Genomic DNA, 16,531 nt, shown 5'->3' with positions numbered 1-16,531 from the left:
GCCCGAACCCACCCGGTTCGCGAGCTGAACCTTGGGCACGCCGTTGACGACACGCAGATATACTTCGTTGCTCGTCTGGATCGCCTGGCTGGAGGCGGTGCATGTGCCGCCCAGGTAGGACGGCCCGGTCGCCGAATACGGCGCTTCGGGCACGATGTTGCTCATCGAGCCCGAGTTATCGACCATGAACATGAAGTTCGGCGGCGCGTTGTTGCTCACCGCCATCGGGATGTTCGCGAGGTCGGTGTCGGCCGCGGCGGCCGGCGGCGCGAATGCGGCGAGTTGGGCGAGGCCGGCCAGCAGGATCAGGCAGCGTCGGACGATCGGGTTACACACGGTCTTGCTCCGGGGGAATAACGGATGGTCAGGCCGCGGGGCCGCTATACATCACTTCGTAGAAACTGACGGTGCCGCGCGGCCCGCGGGCCCGCACCAGGACCCTGAAGAACACCCCGAGATCGCCGGGGCTGGCGGCGGACGCGCTGAGCGGATCGATCGCGCAGCGCGCCTTGATGCTGTTCACATCGCTGACGTCCGGCGCGGTTTCGCACTGGCGCTCGATGAGGTACTGGATGCGAAAGCCCCCGGTCTCGGCGGCGCAGTCGACGGTCATGCCGCGCTCGTCCGTGCAGGGCACGGCGTTGGAGTCCCACACGACCGCGGACGCCACGGCCGCAGCCGTGGTGAAGTCGGGCGAGGCGGTCTGGCGGGTGCCGTAGTAGTACGCCTTGCCGGTGTAGGTCCCCTGCACGAGTTCCTCCCACGCACGATCGACGGCGACGTCGGACGCATGCGTCGTAGCCTGGCGGAACGCGAGGTTGCCGGCCACCAGCGTGCCGGTGTCTGTTGAGCGGATCACCGAGGCCGCGGCGAGGCTCATGAGCGCAAGCACGACGAGGGCGATGATCAGCACCGCCCCGGACGCGTGCACGGCGGCGGGCACACGGCGGGAGCGGCGCGACATCAGCGGTTCCATGTCGAATTCCTCACCGGCACGATCGTCTCATGCACCCGGTAGCGGTAGTTCTGCCAGGTCTTGCCCGCAGGCAGGCTGAGGCCGGACAGATCCAGCGTCTGAGTGCCGTCGAAGACCACCGGCGCAGAGGACGTGACCTGCGCGCTGTCGACTTCCCCGCTTTGCGCGACGATCGCGACTCGCACCGCCTTCACGCGCGCCATCTCGCCTGCCGCAATGGCCGAGGCGCGCTTCCACTGGACGATCGCGTCGCTGCCGGCGTTGGCGATGCCGTACTGCGCCTTCAGCATCACGATGCCCGCGGCGAGCGCACTGTCGCGGTAGGACGGCGTGCCGATACAAGATGGCGTGATGGCGGCGTCGTGGCGCAGCAGCGAATTGCACCGCACCTGGTAGCGCGTGTAGGTGAAGTTCGGCAGCTTCATCAGCACCGACCCTGGTGCGTAGGGCTCGGTGGTCGCAAACGCCGTATTCGCGTTGGGCGGGTTGTAATCGGAACTCCCGGAACCGAAATTCACGTTGCAGCCATTCGCGGCATCGGCACAGTTGCCGGTAATGCCAGTCACCTGGATCAGCGTGCAGGGGTAGCCGGAGGTGTTGGGCGGCGGATGGGCGACCAACACGAGGTCGCCGACCGCAAGGCGGCCGCCGGGCTCGCTCACCTTCAGCACCGATGCACTGGTGGGCAGTTCCTTCGTGACCCCGACATTGAGGTTGATCGCGACGGCCGGAGGCGTGAGGATCAGGTCTATCGTGTCCGAGCCCGTGCCCCCATCGGTGATTCGCACCGGTGGCCAAGCGTCCCCGATCGGCGTGCCGTCGTTGATCGTCGCGGGCGCCTTGTAGGCATTCAAGCGCGGGCACATCGTCGCGACCGAACCGCTGAAGACCGCCGCGCCGGCCATGCGCGCATCGCGCTCCACCATCGCGAGACCCAACTGAGCGCTCTCGGCCGCGCTCGCACCGGCGCCGGTGATGCGGAACTGCTTGCCGATCGCCGCGACCGACGAAGTGATGGCGATCGCGATGATCAAGCCGACGACGATGCCGACCATCATCTCGACGAGCGAGATGCCTGCCTGCCCGCGACCGGTTGCGCGCTGTGTCATGACTGCCACTGAAAGCGGTTGGTGATCTCGAGCCGGTGATCGTCGCGGATCACCGTGGCCCCGTCGTTCATCTTGTAGCGCCCGCGCCATTCGAGCGTGATCGTGAGAAATCCCGTGGCGACTCCTGACGGACGGGCGATCGTGATTCTCGCGTCGTCGAAGGCGGCGCAGGTTTCGCGCATCCACGCCGCGGCCGGATGGGTGTCGGGGATGCCGTCGCTGCACGCACGGCGCGCCAGCAGGAAGTCGGCCGAGGGATCGGGAGCGGCAACGGTCGCGTCCTGCAGCGCGATCTGGCTGATGAGCCGGTTGATCAGGAAGCTCGCGTTCGCGCGCTCGTGTGCATCGACGCTCAGTTGTACCGCGCGCGCCTGCATCTCGATCATTCCGAGCGCTCCGAGAGAGAACACGACGATCGCGATCAGCCCTTCGAGCAGGCTGAAGCCGTGCTGATGCGCGCGCCCGCGCCGCGCCGCGCGCATCAGCATTTTCTCCGGTCATTGGCGTCCGTGACCGCCGGATCGCACATGCGCACCTGACCGCCGCCATGCACCTCGACACGCCAGGTGTTCACGCCGGGAACGCGGGTGCTCAAGTCGATCCGCTCGATTCGGGCTGCCGAGGTGTCGACGAGCCCGCTCGCGAGAAAGACGACGGCGGTCTGCGACGTGTTGGTCGTGAGCGTCACGCCTGCGGCCGCGGCCCCCGTGGACGTCTGGATGGTGCGGGCAGGGCTGAGCGTCGCGACCGACCAGTTGCCGCGCCCGTCGTCGAGCGTGAAACGCACGGCCTGGTTGCGACGCAGGGCTTCGGAACGCGCCAGTTGCAGCCCGGACATGAGCCCCTCTGCAGACACGCGCACGCGAAAGCGCACGAAGGTGGATTCGAAGCTCGGCGCCGCGAGCGACGCCAGGACGGCCAGAACGCCGACGGCGACGAGCGCCTCGACGAGCGTAAAACCCTTGTGCCGCGACGTCTGCCGGACACCGTTCAGCACGAATCCCCCGCGCGCACGATCCAGCAGTTGCGCGGCAGGCCGCTCGCGCCCGGAAAGGCGGTGGTCTGGCGCTGATTGTCGTGGTTGATCGTGAAGGAGAAGCCCGCCATGTTGCGCGACGCCTTGCCGGTCGCCGTCGCGAGGAAGGTCTGGTTGCTGCCGCCGCCGTTGTTGCAGGTGAAATCGAAGGCGTCCGACGCGGGCACGGCAACACCGCAGGCAGTCGCCGTCGAGCCGAAGTTGCGGTTGTCCTGATAGAACTGCTCCAGGCGCACGCGCAGGGTCGCCAGTTCGTTCGTCGCCTCGGTGATGCGGCTGCGCTGGACGTACTGCGTATACGCCGGAACGGCGATCGCCGCGAGGATTGCGACGATCGCAACGGCGATCATGAGCTCGATCAGCGTGAAGCCTGCCTGCCCGGCGCGATGGGCGTTCCCGCGATGGCCCACGCGGGCGTTGAATAGGTCGTAAGTCATACGCGGATGTCCAGCCGGGATAGCTGCGGAAAGACCGGGCGGCACGGACCCGGGTGAAATTCCCCGCGCATGCCCGAACGGATTCGGAACAAATGATACCGGAGGGCGCCAAATCGCTGAAAAGAATTGTAACAACGCGAAAGATCGCGGAAAAGCGCGACCGGAACGGTCAAAGGATACGCATTCAGGATACGAAATGCACCCTTCCCGACGCTCCGCGGTAGCATCTACCCGGCGCGCCAAAATACAGCTTGTCGAAGGGCTCGGTCAGCGTTTCGACGGGCTCGACCCGAACAGACTTTCGTCGCCGGGTCGAATGCACCGCGGCAACGGCGGCAGCGGCACGCGCTGCGCGCCTGGCGTTTCGTCCTGCACGTGCTAGCGTGAAGCATGAACGACCGCCCCTCTCCCTCCGCGGCCGTGACCTCCCCGCCGCGCCGGAAGGCACGGCGGCCTTCCTCCTGCGGGGTCCGCCCTCTTGCCGGATGCAGAAGCCGGCCTGTGCTGATTTCGCTTTCGACGGCAGATCAACATGACCACCCCCCAACTCGGACTGAAATGCGTGAAGGGCGTCGCGCTCGCGGTGCGCGACATGGCGCGTGCGGCGCGCTTCTACGGCGAAACGCTGGGCCTGCCTCCGGCCAGCGAAGGCGGCGAGCAGGCTGCCTTCCTGCTCGGCGGCACCGTGCTGATGCTGAAGGACGACTGGTACGGCACGCCGACGGCGGAGCCGAACCCGCGCATCACGCTGGAATGCGCGGACGCGCGCGCCCTGGAAGCCACCCTGCGCGGCCTCGACGTGAAGATCTCGGATGCGGTCGAGCTCTACGACGGCAGCTTCTACGTTGGTGCCTTCCTCGACAGCGAGGGCAACAAGCTGTGGTTCTGCTCGCCCGGATAGGCTCCCGGCCGCCGCCGCGCCCTCAGTCCACGGCGTCGATGAAGTCGAGCACGTCCCGCGCGAAGCGCTCGCGCTGCCACAGGTGCGGCGCGTGGTCGACGTCGTCGTAGATGTGGAGCAGCGCGTTGGGGATGTTGTCGCGCACGTAGTGGGCGGTGCGCGTGTGGTAGAAGTTGCTCGCGCCGGCATAGACCAGCAGCGCGGGGACGTCGATCTTCTCCAGCACGTCGCGGTAATCGGCCGCGGCGAGACTGGACCAGCAGTCGATCAGCGGCTGCGGCGTCATCTCGCGCAGGCGCTGGCGCGCGAGCGCCATGCCCTCGCCGTTCTCGAGGTACTTGCGCCGCGCACGTTCGTTGAGGCTGTGGCCGACCAGGCGCAGCACGCCTTCGGCGAAGTCTTCCTGCAGTGAACGCACGAAGGCGGCGTTGCGCGCCGCGTCGAAGTCGGCGTAGATGCCCCAGCGCCAGTGCTCGTCGGTGAGGATGCGCGGCGACTGGTCGATGATCACGAGCTTGCGCAGGCGACCGCAGCCGAAGTCGCGGATGTATTGCCACAGCGTCAGCGCGCCCATCGAATGACCGATGACGATCGCGTCGCGCAGGTTCCAGTGCTTGAGCATCTGCTCGAGGTCGCGCGCCATGCGCGCCGCGCTCGGCGGGGTGTCCGTATGCAGGGCATGGCCACCGTGCCCGCGCGCATCCCAGCGATACACGCGGTGGCGCGCGGCGAAGGCCTCGATGAAGGGGCTCCAGTCGCGATGGCTGGCGGTCCAGCCGTGCAGCAGCACGAGCGGCGGCCCCTCGCCTTCGATCTTCACGTGGATGTGTTCGCCGTCGTCGGCGATAAAATGGCTCATTGCGTGGGTCATCTCGCCAGCTTCTGTCAACGTATTGCGACAGTATAGCGGCAGACGCCGCGGCGGCCGCTCGAAAGGGTGCCCCCCGCCGCGCTCAGGGTGCGGCCGTCAAGTGGCGCAGGGGATGGAGCGGGGCGGACGGGAACATGGGGAAACCGCTGCGGCCGCCCATCTCCGGCCCGTCGTGCGGAAAGATGTAGGTGCGGCTCGTGCGCACGACCTTGCCGTCGATGAAGTGCACGTTGAAATAGGTGTAGATGCCCGGGCCATCGTTCTCGATGTTCCAATCCCACACTTCCTCGCCGCTCAGGCGGAAGAATTCCACCGAGCGATGCGTGCCGAGCAGGCGCGACACGTGCTCGCGCGTCATGCCGCGCTCGACGCGGGTGAGGTTCTCGAAGGACAGTGCGTTGTGCTGCCGCAGCACCGCCCCCGACGCATCGACGGTCACCATCAGGGTAACGTGGCCGAAGGGCTGGTTCGAATATTCCAGCGTGCGCGTGCCGTCTTCGTTCTGCCAGTGGCGTACCGGCCGGCCATGCGCCGCAATGGCGTCGGCCTCGGTCGCAAGCGGGCGGGAGCCGGGCATCGTCGCGCAGCTGCCGGCAATCGCCGCGGCTACGAGCAGCGCGGCGATGCGCCCCCAGGTCGCAATTGCTGCTGCATGCCTCATCTTCCGCACCGTCCTTGCGTCACCGTCCGTGCCTCGCCTTGCCTGCGTCAGCCGCGTTGTTCGACGAAGCGGCTCGTGCGTGCGACACGCGCGTCATCGTTGAAATGCACCAGGAAGTACACCGGATCGCCCGATGCCTCCTTGCCGACGCGCCAGCCCCACACGGTTTCCCTGGCGAGGTCGAAGCGCTCGCGCGATCCCGGCGTGCCGAGGATGCGCCGCACTTCGTCGCCGGTCATGCCCCGTTGGATGCGCGCGAAGTTGGTTTCGTTCAGTACCTGCTCGACCTTGCGCAGCACGTCGTCGCTGCCGATCGTCATCATGAAGCACTCCGAGCCCATGGGCTGGCGCGAGTATTCCCACGTCACCGAGCCGTCGTCGTTGTGCCACTCCATCTGCGGCGGACCGAAGCGCTGGCGCACGTCGGCGGCCGTGGACACCCCCGGCTCCAGCTCCTTCAGGTTGAGGTGATCGCAGGCAACCAGCCCGAGCGCAGCGAGCAGGCTGCACAGCAGGGTGAAAAAGCGTTTCATCAGGGCGATTCTCCTCATAAGGGGGCGCTGGCGCGCCAAGCGCACCGCATTATGTCGGCACCGCAGGGCGTGGGCTAGAATCGCACCATACCGGGGCGCGGCACAATCGCGAACCGGCCCCTGTCCGCATACAACGCTTCGGAGAACGGTTCATGAAGAAGACCCTGATCGCCCTCGCACTCGCCGCGGCCGGCCTGTCCGCCGCCCACGCCCAGACCGTCGTCAAGATCGGCCACGCCGGTCCGCTCACCGGCCCCATCGCCCACATCGGCAAGGACGGCGAGAACGGCGTGCGCCTCGCGATCGAAGATGCCAACACCAAGGGCACCACCATCGGCGGCCAGAAGGTCAAGTTCGAGCTCGTGAGCGAGGACGACCAGGCCGACCCGCGCACCGCAACGACCGTCGCGCAACGCCTGACCGACGCGGGCGTAAAGGGCGTGGTCGGCCACGTTACCTCGGGCGCCTCGATTCCCGCGTCGCGCATCTACGAGCAGGCCGGCGTGCCGGTCATCACGCCGTCGTCGACGAACCCCAAGCTGACCCAGCAGGGCTACAAGGTCACCTTCCGCGTCATCGCCAACGACCTGCAGCAGGGTGCGGCAATGGCCAAGTATGCGAACAAGCTGGGCGCGAAGAAGGTCGCGATCATCGATGACCGCACCGCCTACGGCCAGGGTCTCGCCGATGCCTTCGCCGAGAGCCTGAAGAAGGAAGGGGTACAGGTCGTCGGCCGCGAGTTCACGAACGACAAGGCGACCGATTTCACCGCGATCCTCACCAAGATCAAGGGCAAGCAGCCCGACGCCGTGTTCTTCGGCGGCATGGACGCGCAGGCCGCGCCGATGCTGCGCCAGATGAAGCAGCTCGGCCTCGGGGCCAAGTTCCTCGGCGGCGACGGCGCGTGCACCGGCGAGATGATCAAGCTCGCGGGCGACGCGATGAGCGCCGACGCCTATTGCACCCAGGCCGGCATCCCGATGGACAAGATGCCCGGCGGCGCCGCTTTCAACAAGCGCTTCAAGGAAGTGTACAAGGGCGACGTGCAGCTGTACGCGCCGTACAGCTACGACGCCGCGATGGCGTTGATCGAGGCGATGAAGGCCGCCGGCTCGGTCGAACCGGCCAAGTACCTGCCGGCGCTGCAGAAGCTCGACGTCTCCGGCGTGACCGGCACGATCGCCTTCGACAAGAACGGCGACATCCGCGACGGCGGCGTGACGCTGTATCGCTTTCAGGGCGGCAAGTGGGAAGCGCTCAACTGAACCCGCGCAGCGCCCGCCGCGCACCACTGCCGTGCGGCGGGCGCCGAACATGAACCGGATCGGGGCGCCGCGGCGCCCCTTTTTCTTGTCGTATCCCGCGCATCAGGCGGCTTTCCGGCTTCGCCTGCATGCATCCTGCGTGGGTATTAGGGTTTTCCACAATCTGGCATGACTTGTGCAACGCATCATGTGTGCAAACACAGACTGATCCGTTCGAAACCCGCGCCAACTGCCGATCCGCGCCGAAAGTGAAACGCCATGTCATCGCCGATGACCGGCACCGGCGGCCCCTTGCTGCACTGCAGAAGGCACAAAGCCGCACATCACTGTTGCTAATTGCGCATCACGGTCCGTTTTTGGGCAGAATACGCGGACTTTTCAGCCCCCCGGGACCGTTGCGGCGCAGCGGTGATAGTCGGGGGCGAACGGAAAAGCGGTATCACGTGCAGCACCCTGACGGCCCTTCGGCGCTCACGAAGGCTGGAAGTGTCGTTCAGGCCTTCAATCTCACGAATCGATCTCGCTGGAGGAGCAATATGAAGCAAACCGTCGTCGCACTCGCGATCATGGGATTCGGCCTGTCGGTCGCCCAGGCGCAGGAAATGGTCGTCAAGCTGGGCAGCGTCGCCCCGCTCACCGGCACCATCTCCCACCTCGGCAAGGACAACGAAAACGGCGCGCGCCTCGCCGTCGAGGACGCCAATTCCAAAGGCATCACCATCGGCGGCAAGAAGGTCAAGTTCGAGCTGATGGGCGAGGACGACCAGGCCGACCCCCGCACCGGCACCACGGTCGCCCAACGCCTCGTCGACGCCGGCGTGAAGGGCGTCGTCGGTCACCTGAATTCGGGCACCACGATCCCGGCCTCGCGCATCTACAACCAGGCCGGCGTGCCGATGATCTCGCCCTCGGCGACCAACCCGACGCTCACCCGTCAAGGCTACAAGGCGGTGTTCCGCACGATCGCCAACGACGTGCAGCAGGGCGGCGTGCTCGGCAAGTTCATCGTCGGTCCGCTCGCGGCAAAGACCGTCGCGATCATCGACGACCGCACGGCCTACGGCCAGGGTCTCGCCGACGAGACCGAGAAGGCGGTGAAGGCGGGCGGCGGCAAGATCGTCGCGCGCGAGTTCACGACCGACAAGGCGACCGACTTCAACGCGATCCTCACCAAGATCCGCGGCGCCAAGCCCGACGTGATCTTCTTCGGCGGCATGGACGCCCAGGGCGGCCCGATGCTGCGCCAGTTGAAGCAGCTCGGCGTCGAAGCGAAGTTCGTCACCGGCGACGGCGGCTGCAGCCCCGAGATGATCAAGCTCGCCGGCGACTCGATCGGCGCCAACGCCTACTGCTCGATGGCGGGCCTGCCGCTCGAGAAGATGCCGGGCGGCACCGAGTTCCGCAACCGCTACAAGGCGCGCTTCAACACCGACGTGCAGATCTACTCGCCCTACGCTTACGACGCCGCGATGTCGATGATCAAGGCGATGCAGGCGGCCAACTCGACCGATCCCGCCAAGTACCTGCCCGAGCTGAAGAAGAGCAACTACCCCGGCGTGACCGGGACGGTGGCCTTCGACGATCTGGGCGACATCAAGGACGGCGCGGTCACGATGTACCAGTTCAAGGCCGGTACCTGGGCACCGATGTAATTCCGGCGCTCATTCCGGCCCGCCAGTCTGGATGACCCGAAGCGGGGGTTGCGATCACGCAGCACGATCGCACCCCCTTTTTTGTGACTCTCGCGACATGTAACCCGATGTATTTTCAGCCTTTCTGCGGTCCGGCCGACACACCCGCGCCGAACCCGATGCGCGCGCGAACGGCGCGGGCGAAACCAGCGTCCGAACGGCGGACCGGCCTCACGACGGCCACCCCGCATCATTCACCCCAGTGCGGCCCGCACCCGACATTCCGAGGGTAAACATGGAAATCTTTCTTCAACAGATCGTGAACGGCCTCGTCGTCGGCAGCGTGTATGCGCTCGTCGCCTTGGGCTACACGATGGTTTACGGCATCCTGGGCCTGATCAACTTCGCCCACGGCGACCTCGTGATGGTCGGCGCACTCACGGCGCTGCAGACCATGATGTTCCTGATGGGCGTCGCTCCCGGCATGTCGCCGATCGCGATGCTGACCCTGTCGCTGCTGGTGGCGATCCCGGTGTGCATGCTGCTCGCGTTCACGATGGAGCGCCTCGCCTACCGGCCGCTGCGCAACGCGCCGCGCCTCGCGCCGCTGATCACCGCGATCGGCGTGTCCTTCCTGCTGCAGACCCTGGCGATGATCATCTGGGGGCGCAATTACCACACCTTCCCGCAGCTGATCTCGACGACCCCGATCCAGCCGATCGAGGGCGTGTTCATCACGCCGATCCAGATCACGATCATCATCGTCTCCGCGCTGATGATGGCCGGCCTGATCCTGCTGGTGACCAAGACCAAGCTCGGCCGCGCGATGCGCGCGACCGCCGAGAACCATCGCGTTGCGGCGCTGATGGGGGTCGACACCAACATGATCATCGCGCTCACCTTCGTCCTCGGTGCCGCGCTCGCCGCGGTCGCCGGCGTGATGTTCGCGAGCAACTACGGCATCGCGCACTACGGCATGGGCTTCATGCCCGGCCTGAAGGCCTTCACCGCGGCGGTGCTGGGCGGCATCGGCAACCTCGGCGGCGCCATGCTCGGTGGCATCGTGCTGGGCCTGGTCGAGTCGTTTGGCGCCGGCTACATCGAGCAGGCAACCTTCGGCTTCCTCAATTCGTCCTACCAGGACATCTTCGCCTTCATCATCCTCGGCCTCGTACTCATCTTCAAGCCTACCGGCCTGCTGGGTGAACGCGTGTCCGACCGGGCATAACGCGGGAGTGACAAGAACATGAACGAACTCGCACTGGCCGTTCCCTGGCTGGGCAAACGCAACCCGCAGGCCGCGCGCTGGCTGGTGATCGCGATCGCGATCGGCGCGCCGCTCGTCGCGATGATGTTCGGCCGCACCTGGGTGCGCGTGCTCGACTTCGCACTGCTCTACATCCTGCTGGCGCTGGGCCTGAACCTCGTCGTCGGTTTCGCCGGCCTGCTCGACCTGGGCTACATCGCGTTCTATGCGGTGGGGGCCTACACCGCGGCCTTCCTCGCGTCGCCGCACTTCGACCTGCATACGCCGATCTGGATCGTGCTGCCGCTGGCGGCCTTCTTCGCGGCAATGGCGGGCATCACGCTGGGCTTCCCGGTCTTGCGATTGCGGGGGGATTACCTCGCGATCGTCACGCTGGGCTTCGGCGAGATCGTGCGCATCTTCATGAACAACCTGAACTACCCGATCAACATCACGAACGGGCCGCAGGGGATCAACTCGCTCGACCCGATCGTGCTGTTCGGCTGGGACCTGTCGCGCAACATCCAGGTGACCGAAGAGCTCGCGATCAACTCGCTGTTCCTCTATTACTACTTCTTCCTCGCGTGCGTGGTCGGCTCGATCATCTTCATCTCGCGCCTGCAGATCTCGCGCGTGGGCCGCGCGTGGGCCGCGATGCGCGACGACGAGCTCGCCGCCAAGGCGATCGGCATCAACACGCGCAACATGAAGCTGCTGGCGTTCTCGCTCGGCGCGACCTTCGGCGGCGTGTCGGGCGTGCTGTTCGGCACCTTCCAGGGCTTCGTCTCGCCCGAATCGTTCTCGCTGATGGAGTCGATCGCGGTGCTGACGATGGTCGTGTTCGGCGGCATGGGCAACATCGCCGGCGCGATCGTCGGCGCGATCATCCTGTCCGCGCTGCCCGAAATCCTCCGCCACCTCGCGGTGCCGGTGCAGCAGGCCCTGTTCGGCCACGTGCTGCTCGACCCCGAAGTGCTCCGCATGCTGCTGCTGTCGCTCGCGATGATCCTGATGATGCTGCTCCGCCCGTCCGGCCTGATCCCGGCCAACGCCAAGTACTCCCACATCCGCTACCTGAAGGCCAAGGGGGTGACCGAATGATCACCCTGCTCGAAGCCCGCAACATCGGCAAGCGCTTCGGCGGCCTGCAGGCGCTCTCGGACGTCTCGCTGACGATCCGCAAGGGCGAGGTGTACGGCCTGATCGGCCCCAACGGCGCCGGCAAGACGACCTTCTTCAACGTGCTGACCGGCGCCTACACGCCCGACGGCGGCGAGTTCGTATTCAACGGCGCGGTGCTGCCCTCGGGCAAGCCGCATCTGGTGGTCGCGCAGGGTATCGCGCGGACCTTCCAGAACATCCGCCTGTTCCGCGAGCTGTCCGCGCTCGAGAACGTGATGGCGGGCCATCACATCCGCACCAAGGCGAGCGTGTGGGGCATCCTCACGCAGAACAAGTCCACCGTCGAGGAGGAGCGCCTGACCACCGAGCGCGCCTACGAGCTGCTCCGGTACGTCGGCATCGAGCGCTTCGCCACCGCGACGGCGAAGAATCTCTCCTACGGCGACCAGCGCCGCCTCGAGATCGCGCGCGCGCTGGCGACCGAACCGCAGCTCCTCGCCCTCGACGAACCGGCCGCCGGCATGAACGCGACCGAGACGGTGCAGCTCAAGAACCTGATCGAGCAGATCCGCAGCGACGGCGTCACCGTCCTGCTGATCGAGCACGACGTGAAGCTCGTGATGGGCCTGTGCGACCGCGTCGCCGTGCTCGACTTCGGGCGCAAGATCGCCGAGGACGTGCCGGCCGAGGTGCAGAAGAACGAAGCCGTGATCGGCGCCTACCTCGGCGGAGGCCACAAGCATGCACACTAATCCCACCGCTCCCCTGCTCCAGCTCTCCGGCATGGAAGTCGCCTACGGCGGCATCAAGGCCGTGAAGGGCATCGACCTCGAACTGTACCGCGGCGAGCTCGTGAGCCTGATCGGGGCCAACGGCGCCGGCAAGACCACGACGCTGAACGCCATCGCCGGCAGCCTGAAGATCGCCGGCGGCGAGATCCTCTACGAGGGCGACAAGGTGCACGTGCTGCCCGCGCACAAGCGCCTGCGCCGCGGCATCGCGCTGGTGCCGGAAGGGCGCGGCATCTTCACCCGCCTCACCGTCGAGGAGAACCTGCGCATGGGCGCCTACACGCGCAACGACAAGGCCGTCATCGAACAGGATCTGGAACGCGTATACACGATGCTGCCGCGCGTGAAGGAGCGCCTCGCCCAGGTGGCCGGCACGCTGTCGGGCGGCGAGCAGCAGATGGTCGCGATCGGCCGCGCGCTGCTGTCGCGCCCCAAGCTGCTGCTGCTCGACGAACCGTCGATGGGCTTGGCGCCGCTGGTGGTGGAGAAGATCTTCGAGGTCGTGCAGTCGGTCGCGAAGGAAGGGGTGACGATCCTGCTCGTCGAGCAGAACGCCAACCTCGCGCTAGAGTTCTCGCAGCGCGCCTACGTGATGGAATCGGGCAAGATCACGCTGACCGGCACCGGCGCCGACCTGCTGACCAACCCCAAGGTGCGCGCCGCCTACCTCGGCGAAGCGGCCTGACGCAGGCGTCGGCCTGCGATCCGGACGGGCGCGGACCTCGGGTTCCGCGCCCGTCGTCCGTTTACGGGCCTGCAATCGGCGCCGCCGTGCGCCCCGGCCCGGCTTCACGAGGAACTGGACCATGCCTGCACATGCGCTGCGCGGAGGCTGCCACTGCGGCGCCATTCGCGTCGAACTGGAACTCCCCCGCGAGCCGGCCGCCTACACCCCGCGCGCCTGCGACTGCAGCTTCTGCCGCAAGCACGGCGCCGCCTACTTCTCCGATCCCGCCGGACGCCTGCACCTCGAGGTCCGCGACCAGACCGCGCTGGGGCGCTACCGGCAGGGGAACGCGCTGGCGGAGTTCCTCTTCTGCAAGTGCTGCGGCGTGCTCGTCGCGGTGATCTACGCGGAAGACGCCCGCCGCTACGCGACCGTGAATAGCCGGGTCATCGACGGCGATCCCGGCTTCCCCGACGCCACAACCGTGTCACCGCAGACCCTGGCCCCGGACGACAAGGTCGCGCGCTGGAAGGCGGTGTGGTTCGGGGGTGTGACGCTCGCGGGGGACGGCACCGGTCAGGCGAAATGAAGCGACACGCGGTATGTAGCCGACAACGGCCCCTGTGCCATTTTCCGCACACCACTACTCCACCCATTCCGAAAACACACACATCCGCTTCACGTTCTTCCCGGCGGTCGACCTGAAAAAACCCTGCAAAATCAAACGACTGACTAGCCAAATCGCCAGCTGGCACACCTCCTGCGTTAAGGATGGGCACAACAACCGTGGAGGAGTCAGTCATGAAAACCACCTTTTCTTTCCGTCCTGCCGTGCTCGTGAGCGCCGTGCTGGGCGCTTGTGCGCTGCCGGCACCGGCCGTGGCGCAGACGCCGGACGTGGTGCGTCTGGGCAACCTGAAGTTCGCGCATTACGGCGCGGTGTCCTACATGCAGGAGGCCTGCGCCAAGTACAACCTGAAGGTCGAGGAGCGCATGTTCCCGAAGGGGCCGGACATCATGCCGGCCATTGTCGCCGGTGAGATCGACATCGCCGCGCTGGCTTCAGACGGTGCCATCTCGGGCCGCGCCAACGGCGTGCCGATCTACACCGTGGCCGGTTTCGCCAAGGGAGGCGCGCGCCTGCTCGCCGGTGCCGACACCGGCATCAAGGACATCCAGGGCCTGAAGGGCAAGAAGGTCGGCGTCACCCGCGGCGGCGCGCACGAACTGCTGCTCTACGCCGAACTGGAAAAGGCCGGACTGACCTGGTCGGACAAGCCGGGCAAGGACGTCCAGATCGTCTTCCTCGCGTTCGCCGACTTGAACCAGGCGCTGGCCGCCCGGCAGATCGACGCGATGAACCAGTCCGAGCCGCAATCGTCGCAGGCGATCAACAAGAAGTTCGGCGTCGAGATCATGAAGCCCTACACGACCAAGATGGGTGAGCCGGTGCGCCTCTTGGTGATGACCGAAAAGATGTACAACGAAAAGAAGGATGTCGCCCAGCGCCTGATGAAGTGCTTCGTCGAGACCACCGCGCTGTTCAACAAGGACCCGGTGCTGGCCGAGAAATACGTGCGCGAATCGATGTTCAAGGGCCAGATCACGCCCCAGGATTTCAAGGACGCGCTGGACAACGCCGCCTACACCTACGACGTGACGCCGGAGCATATCGACATCACCACCGACTTCATGCAGAAGTACGGCGTCGGGCGCATGCAGAAGCCGCCCAAGGCCGCCGAGTGGGTCAAGCTCGACCTGCTGCAGCAGGCCAAAGCCGACCTGAAAGTGAAGTGAGGGCCATCATGCAGAAACTCGAAGACTTCGCCCGCGGCGCGCTGGTGCCGGTGCTGCTGCTGATGCTGTGGGAGGCCGGCTCGCGCTTCGGCCTGTTCTCGGAAGTGCTGCTGCCGTCGCCATCGGCAGTCGCCGCCAAATGGTGGGCCTACCTGTTGCCGGCCCAGCCGCAGGAGGCCGGCCAGACCTATCTCGCCTGGCTGCTCTCCGGCGAATTGCCGCACGACGCCTATTCCAGCCTGTTCCGCGTCGTCGCCGGTTTCCTGATCGGCGCCGGCCTGGCCCTGCCGCTCGGCCTGTTGATGGGCGCCAGCCCCCGCATCTACGCGCTGTTCAACCCGCTGATGCAGATCCTGCGGCCGATTCCGCCGATCGCCTACATTCCGCTGGCGATACTGTGGTTCGGCCTGGGCAACCCGCCGTCCTTCTTCCTGATCGCCATCGGCGCCTTTTTCCCGGTGCTGATGAACACCATCGCCGGCGTCCGCCAGGTGGACGGCATCTACATCCGCGCGGCAAGGAACCTCGGTGTCCGGCAATGGACGATGTTCACTCGCGTCATCCTGCCCGCCGCGACGCCCTACATCCTGGCCGGCGTGCGCATCGGCATCGGCACCGCTTTCATCGTCGTCATCGTTTCCGAGATGATCGCGGTCAACGACGGCCTCGGCTTCCGCATCCTCGAAGCGCGGGAATTCATGTGGTCGGACAAGATCATCGCCGGCATGATCACCATCGGCCTGCTCGGCCTGTTCATCGACAGCGCGGTCAGCCGCCTCAACAACCATCTGCTGCGCTGGCACCGCGGCCTGGAGCACTGATATGAGTCAGATCCTGATCAACAACGTCCAGAAGGTCTTCAAGACGCCCGGCGGCGACGTCGTCGCCTTGAAGGACATCGACCTGACCATCCAGCCCGGCGAGTTCGTCTGCCTGCTCGGCCCCTCGGGCTGCGGCAAGTCGACGCTGCTCAACGCGGTGGCCGGCTTCCAGCCGCCGTCGGCCGGCGACATCGTCATCAACCGCCAGAGTATCCGGGCTCCCGGCCCGGACCGCGGCATGGTCTTCCAGGAATATGCGCTGTTCCCGTGGATGACCGTCGCGCAGAACATCGCCTTCGGCCTCGAAATCCAAGACACGGAAAAGGCCGAGATCGACCTCACGGTCAATCAGCTGCTCGATCTGCTGCACCTCAAGGACTTCCGCGACCGCTTCCCGAAGGACCTCTCCGGCGGCATGCGCCAGCGCGTGGCGATCGCCCGCGTGCTCGCGCTCGATTCCCCGATCATGCTGATGGACGAACCCTTCGGCGCGCTCGATGCGCTCACCCGCCGCAACCTGCAGGACGAACTGCTGCGCATCTGGGAAAAACTCGGCAAGACCATCCTCTTCGTCACCCACTCGATCGAGGAGTCGATCTACCTGGCCGACCGCATCGTCGTCATGACCTACCGCCCCGGCACGGTCAAGCGCGATCAGTATGTCGAC

At 66.4% G+C, this 16,531-nt stretch carries 20 protein-coding genes; 11 read left to right on the top strand and 9 right to left on the bottom strand.

Going from position 1 to position 16,531, the window contains the following annotated elements; genetic code table 11:
* The 6 genes from GPA27_RS25390 to GPA27_RS25365 all read right to left on the bottom strand — a co-directional run.
* The coding region (locus GPA27_RS25390) for a hypothetical protein (RefSeq protein ID WP_169143220.1) at window positions 1–336 on the bottom strand (336 nt) is incomplete at its 3' end.
* Between the two features lie 28 nt (window positions 337–364).
* Window positions 365–976 (bottom strand): pilus assembly PilX family protein, encoded by a 612-nt coding sequence (locus tag GPA27_RS25385; RefSeq protein ID WP_246261468.1) that lies wholly within the window; start codon window positions 974–976, stop codon window positions 365–367.
* Complete coding sequence (locus tag GPA27_RS25380; protein WP_169143219.1) at window positions 964–2,085, bottom strand: PilW family protein; 1,122 nt, start codon at window positions 2,083–2,085, stop codon at window positions 964–966. The genes GPA27_RS25385 and GPA27_RS25380 overlap by 13 nt, the downstream gene beginning before the upstream one ends.
* Window positions 2,082–2,573, bottom strand: coding sequence for a prepilin-type N-terminal cleavage/methylation domain-containing protein (locus tag GPA27_RS25375; protein WP_169143218.1), 492 nt, complete (start codon window positions 2,571–2,573; stop codon window positions 2,082–2,084). Before GPA27_RS25375 ends, GPA27_RS25380 begins: the two co-directional genes overlap by 4 nt.
* Window positions 2,567–3,082 (bottom strand): GspH/FimT family pseudopilin, encoded by a 516-nt coding sequence (locus tag GPA27_RS25370; RefSeq protein ID WP_169143217.1) that lies wholly within the window; start codon window positions 3,080–3,082, stop codon window positions 2,567–2,569. The genes GPA27_RS25375 and GPA27_RS25370 overlap by 7 nt, the downstream gene beginning before the upstream one ends.
* Window positions 3,076–3,558 (bottom strand): type IV pilin protein, encoded by a 483-nt coding sequence (locus GPA27_RS25365; protein WP_169143216.1) that lies wholly within the window; start codon window positions 3,556–3,558, stop codon window positions 3,076–3,078. Before GPA27_RS25365 ends, GPA27_RS25370 begins: the two co-directional genes overlap by 7 nt.
* A gap of 532 nt (window positions 3,559–4,090) precedes the next feature.
* Here GPA27_RS25365 and GPA27_RS25360 point away from each other — a divergent pair.
* On the top strand, window positions 4,091–4,459 hold the full coding sequence (locus GPA27_RS25360) for a VOC family protein (RefSeq protein ID WP_169143215.1): 369 nt from the start codon (window positions 4,091–4,093) through the stop codon (window positions 4,457–4,459).
* Between the two features lie 22 nt (window positions 4,460–4,481).
* Here GPA27_RS25360 and GPA27_RS25355 read toward each other — a convergent pair whose 3' ends face one another.
* The 3 genes from GPA27_RS25355 to bamE form a co-directional block, all read right to left on the bottom strand.
* Window positions 4,482–5,318: an alpha/beta fold hydrolase gene (locus GPA27_RS25355; RefSeq protein WP_246261466.1), complete on the bottom strand. Its 837-nt coding sequence runs from the start codon at window positions 5,316–5,318 to the stop codon at window positions 4,482–4,484.
* 94 nt (window positions 5,319–5,412) lie between these two features.
* Window positions 5,413–5,991 carry a hypothetical protein gene (locus GPA27_RS25350; RefSeq protein ID WP_169143213.1) on the bottom strand — a complete coding sequence of 193 codons (579 nt, stop codon included), beginning with the start codon at window positions 5,989–5,991 and terminating at the stop codon, window positions 5,413–5,415.
* A gap of 47 nt (window positions 5,992–6,038) precedes the next feature.
* Window positions 6,039–6,524 carry an outer membrane protein assembly factor BamE domain-containing protein gene (bamE, locus tag GPA27_RS25345; RefSeq protein WP_169143212.1) on the bottom strand — a complete coding sequence of 162 codons (486 nt, stop codon included), beginning with the start codon at window positions 6,522–6,524 and terminating at the stop codon, window positions 6,039–6,041.
* A gap of 152 nt (window positions 6,525–6,676) precedes the next feature.
* On the opposite strand from bamE, the gene GPA27_RS25340 reads away from it, so the two are divergent.
* The 10 genes from GPA27_RS25340 to GPA27_RS25295 form a co-directional block, all read left to right on the top strand.
* The gene (locus tag GPA27_RS25340) at window positions 6,677–7,789 is read left to right on the top strand and encodes a branched-chain amino acid ABC transporter substrate-binding protein (RefSeq protein ID WP_169143211.1); all 1,113 of its coding nucleotides are present in this window, start codon (window positions 6,677–6,679) and stop codon (window positions 7,787–7,789) included.
* A 536-nt stretch (window positions 7,790–8,325) separates the two neighbouring features.
* The gene (locus GPA27_RS25335; RefSeq protein WP_169143210.1) at window positions 8,326–9,441 is read left to right on the top strand and encodes a branched-chain amino acid ABC transporter substrate-binding protein; all 1,116 of its coding nucleotides are present in this window, start codon (window positions 8,326–8,328) and stop codon (window positions 9,439–9,441) included.
* Window positions 9,442–9,715: 274 nt separating this feature from the next.
* Window positions 9,716–10,648, top strand: coding sequence for a branched-chain amino acid ABC transporter permease (locus tag GPA27_RS25330; protein WP_169143209.1), 933 nt, complete (start codon window positions 9,716–9,718; stop codon window positions 10,646–10,648).
* Window positions 10,649–10,666: 18 nt separating this feature from the next.
* Complete coding sequence (locus GPA27_RS25325; RefSeq protein ID WP_169143208.1) at window positions 10,667–11,767, top strand: ABC transporter permease subunit; 1,101 nt, start codon at window positions 10,667–10,669, stop codon at window positions 11,765–11,767.
* Window positions 11,764–12,540, top strand: coding sequence for an ABC transporter ATP-binding protein (locus GPA27_RS25320; RefSeq protein WP_169143207.1), 777 nt, complete (start codon window positions 11,764–11,766; stop codon window positions 12,538–12,540). The genes GPA27_RS25325 and GPA27_RS25320 overlap by 4 nt, the downstream gene beginning before the upstream one ends.
* Window positions 12,530–13,264, top strand: a complete 735-nt coding sequence (locus tag GPA27_RS25315) for an ABC transporter ATP-binding protein (RefSeq protein ID WP_169143206.1) — start codon at window positions 12,530–12,532, stop codon at window positions 13,262–13,264. Before GPA27_RS25320 ends, GPA27_RS25315 begins: the two co-directional genes overlap by 11 nt.
* 121 nt (window positions 13,265–13,385) lie before the next feature.
* The gene (locus GPA27_RS25310; RefSeq protein WP_169143205.1) at window positions 13,386–13,835 is read left to right on the top strand and encodes a GFA family protein; all 450 of its coding nucleotides are present in this window, start codon (window positions 13,386–13,388) and stop codon (window positions 13,833–13,835) included.
* Window positions 13,836–14,047: 212 nt separating this feature from the next.
* Window positions 14,048–15,043, top strand: coding sequence for an ABC transporter substrate-binding protein (locus GPA27_RS25305; protein ID WP_211165235.1), 996 nt, complete (start codon window positions 14,048–14,050; stop codon window positions 15,041–15,043).
* 8 nt (window positions 15,044–15,051) lie between these two features.
* A complete protein-coding gene (locus GPA27_RS25300; RefSeq protein WP_169143204.1) occupies window positions 15,052–15,864 on the top strand; it encodes an ABC transporter permease in 813 nt (270 codons plus the stop codon).
* A 1-nt stretch (window position 15,865) separates the two neighbouring features.
* On the top strand, window positions 15,866–16,531 hold a 666-nt coding region (locus GPA27_RS25295), incomplete at its 3' end, for an ABC transporter ATP-binding protein (protein ID WP_169143203.1).

Source organism: Aromatoleum toluolicum (genome assembly GCF_012911005.2).
Taxonomy (GTDB): domain Bacteria; phylum Pseudomonadota; class Gammaproteobacteria; order Burkholderiales; family Rhodocyclaceae; genus Aromatoleum; species Aromatoleum toluolicum.
This window is presented reverse-complemented; position numbering and strand designations above follow the sequence as displayed.

Coding starts and splice junctions, on each gene's coding strand:
- GPA27_RS25385 (WP_246261468.1), bottom strand. CDS start 976: ATGGAACCGCTGATGTCGCGCCGCTCCCGCCGTGTGCCCGCCGCCGTG.
- GPA27_RS25380 (WP_169143219.1), bottom strand. CDS start 2,085: ATGACACAGCGCGCAACCGGTCGCGGGCAGGCAGGCATCTCGCTCGTC.
- GPA27_RS25375 (WP_169143218.1), bottom strand. CDS start 2,573: ATGCTGATGCGCGCGGCGCGGCGCGGGCGCGCGCATCAGCACGGCTTC.
- GPA27_RS25365 (WP_169143216.1), bottom strand. CDS start 3,558: ATGACTTACGACCTATTCAACGCCCGCGTGGGCCATCGCGGGAACGCC.
- GPA27_RS25360 (WP_169143215.1), top strand. CDS start 4,091: ATGACCACCCCCCAACTCGGACTGAAATGCGTGAAGGGCGTCGCGCTC.
- GPA27_RS25355 (WP_246261466.1), bottom strand. CDS start 5,318: ATGAGCCATTTTATCGCCGACGACGGCGAACACATCCACGTGAAGATC.
- GPA27_RS25350 (WP_169143213.1), bottom strand. CDS start 5,991: ATGAGGCATGCAGCAGCAATTGCGACCTGGGGGCGCATCGCCGCGCTG.
- bamE (WP_169143212.1), bottom strand. CDS start 6,524: ATGAAACGCTTTTTCACCCTGCTGTGCAGCCTGCTCGCTGCGCTCGGG.
- GPA27_RS25340 (WP_169143211.1), top strand. CDS start 6,677: ATGAAGAAGACCCTGATCGCCCTCGCACTCGCCGCGGCCGGCCTGTCC.
- GPA27_RS25335 (WP_169143210.1), top strand. CDS start 8,326: ATGAAGCAAACCGTCGTCGCACTCGCGATCATGGGATTCGGCCTGTCG.
- GPA27_RS25330 (WP_169143209.1), top strand. CDS start 9,716: ATGGAAATCTTTCTTCAACAGATCGTGAACGGCCTCGTCGTCGGCAGC.
- GPA27_RS25325 (WP_169143208.1), top strand. CDS start 10,667: ATGAACGAACTCGCACTGGCCGTTCCCTGGCTGGGCAAACGCAACCCG.
- GPA27_RS25320 (WP_169143207.1), top strand. CDS start 11,764: ATGATCACCCTGCTCGAAGCCCGCAACATCGGCAAGCGCTTCGGCGGC.
- GPA27_RS25315 (WP_169143206.1), top strand. CDS start 12,530: ATGCACACTAATCCCACCGCTCCCCTGCTCCAGCTCTCCGGCATGGAA.
- GPA27_RS25310 (WP_169143205.1), top strand. CDS start 13,386: ATGCCTGCACATGCGCTGCGCGGAGGCTGCCACTGCGGCGCCATTCGC.
- GPA27_RS25305 (WP_211165235.1), top strand. CDS start 14,048: ATGAAAACCACCTTTTCTTTCCGTCCTGCCGTGCTCGTGAGCGCCGTG.
- GPA27_RS25300 (WP_169143204.1), top strand. CDS start 15,052: ATGCAGAAACTCGAAGACTTCGCCCGCGGCGCGCTGGTGCCGGTGCTG.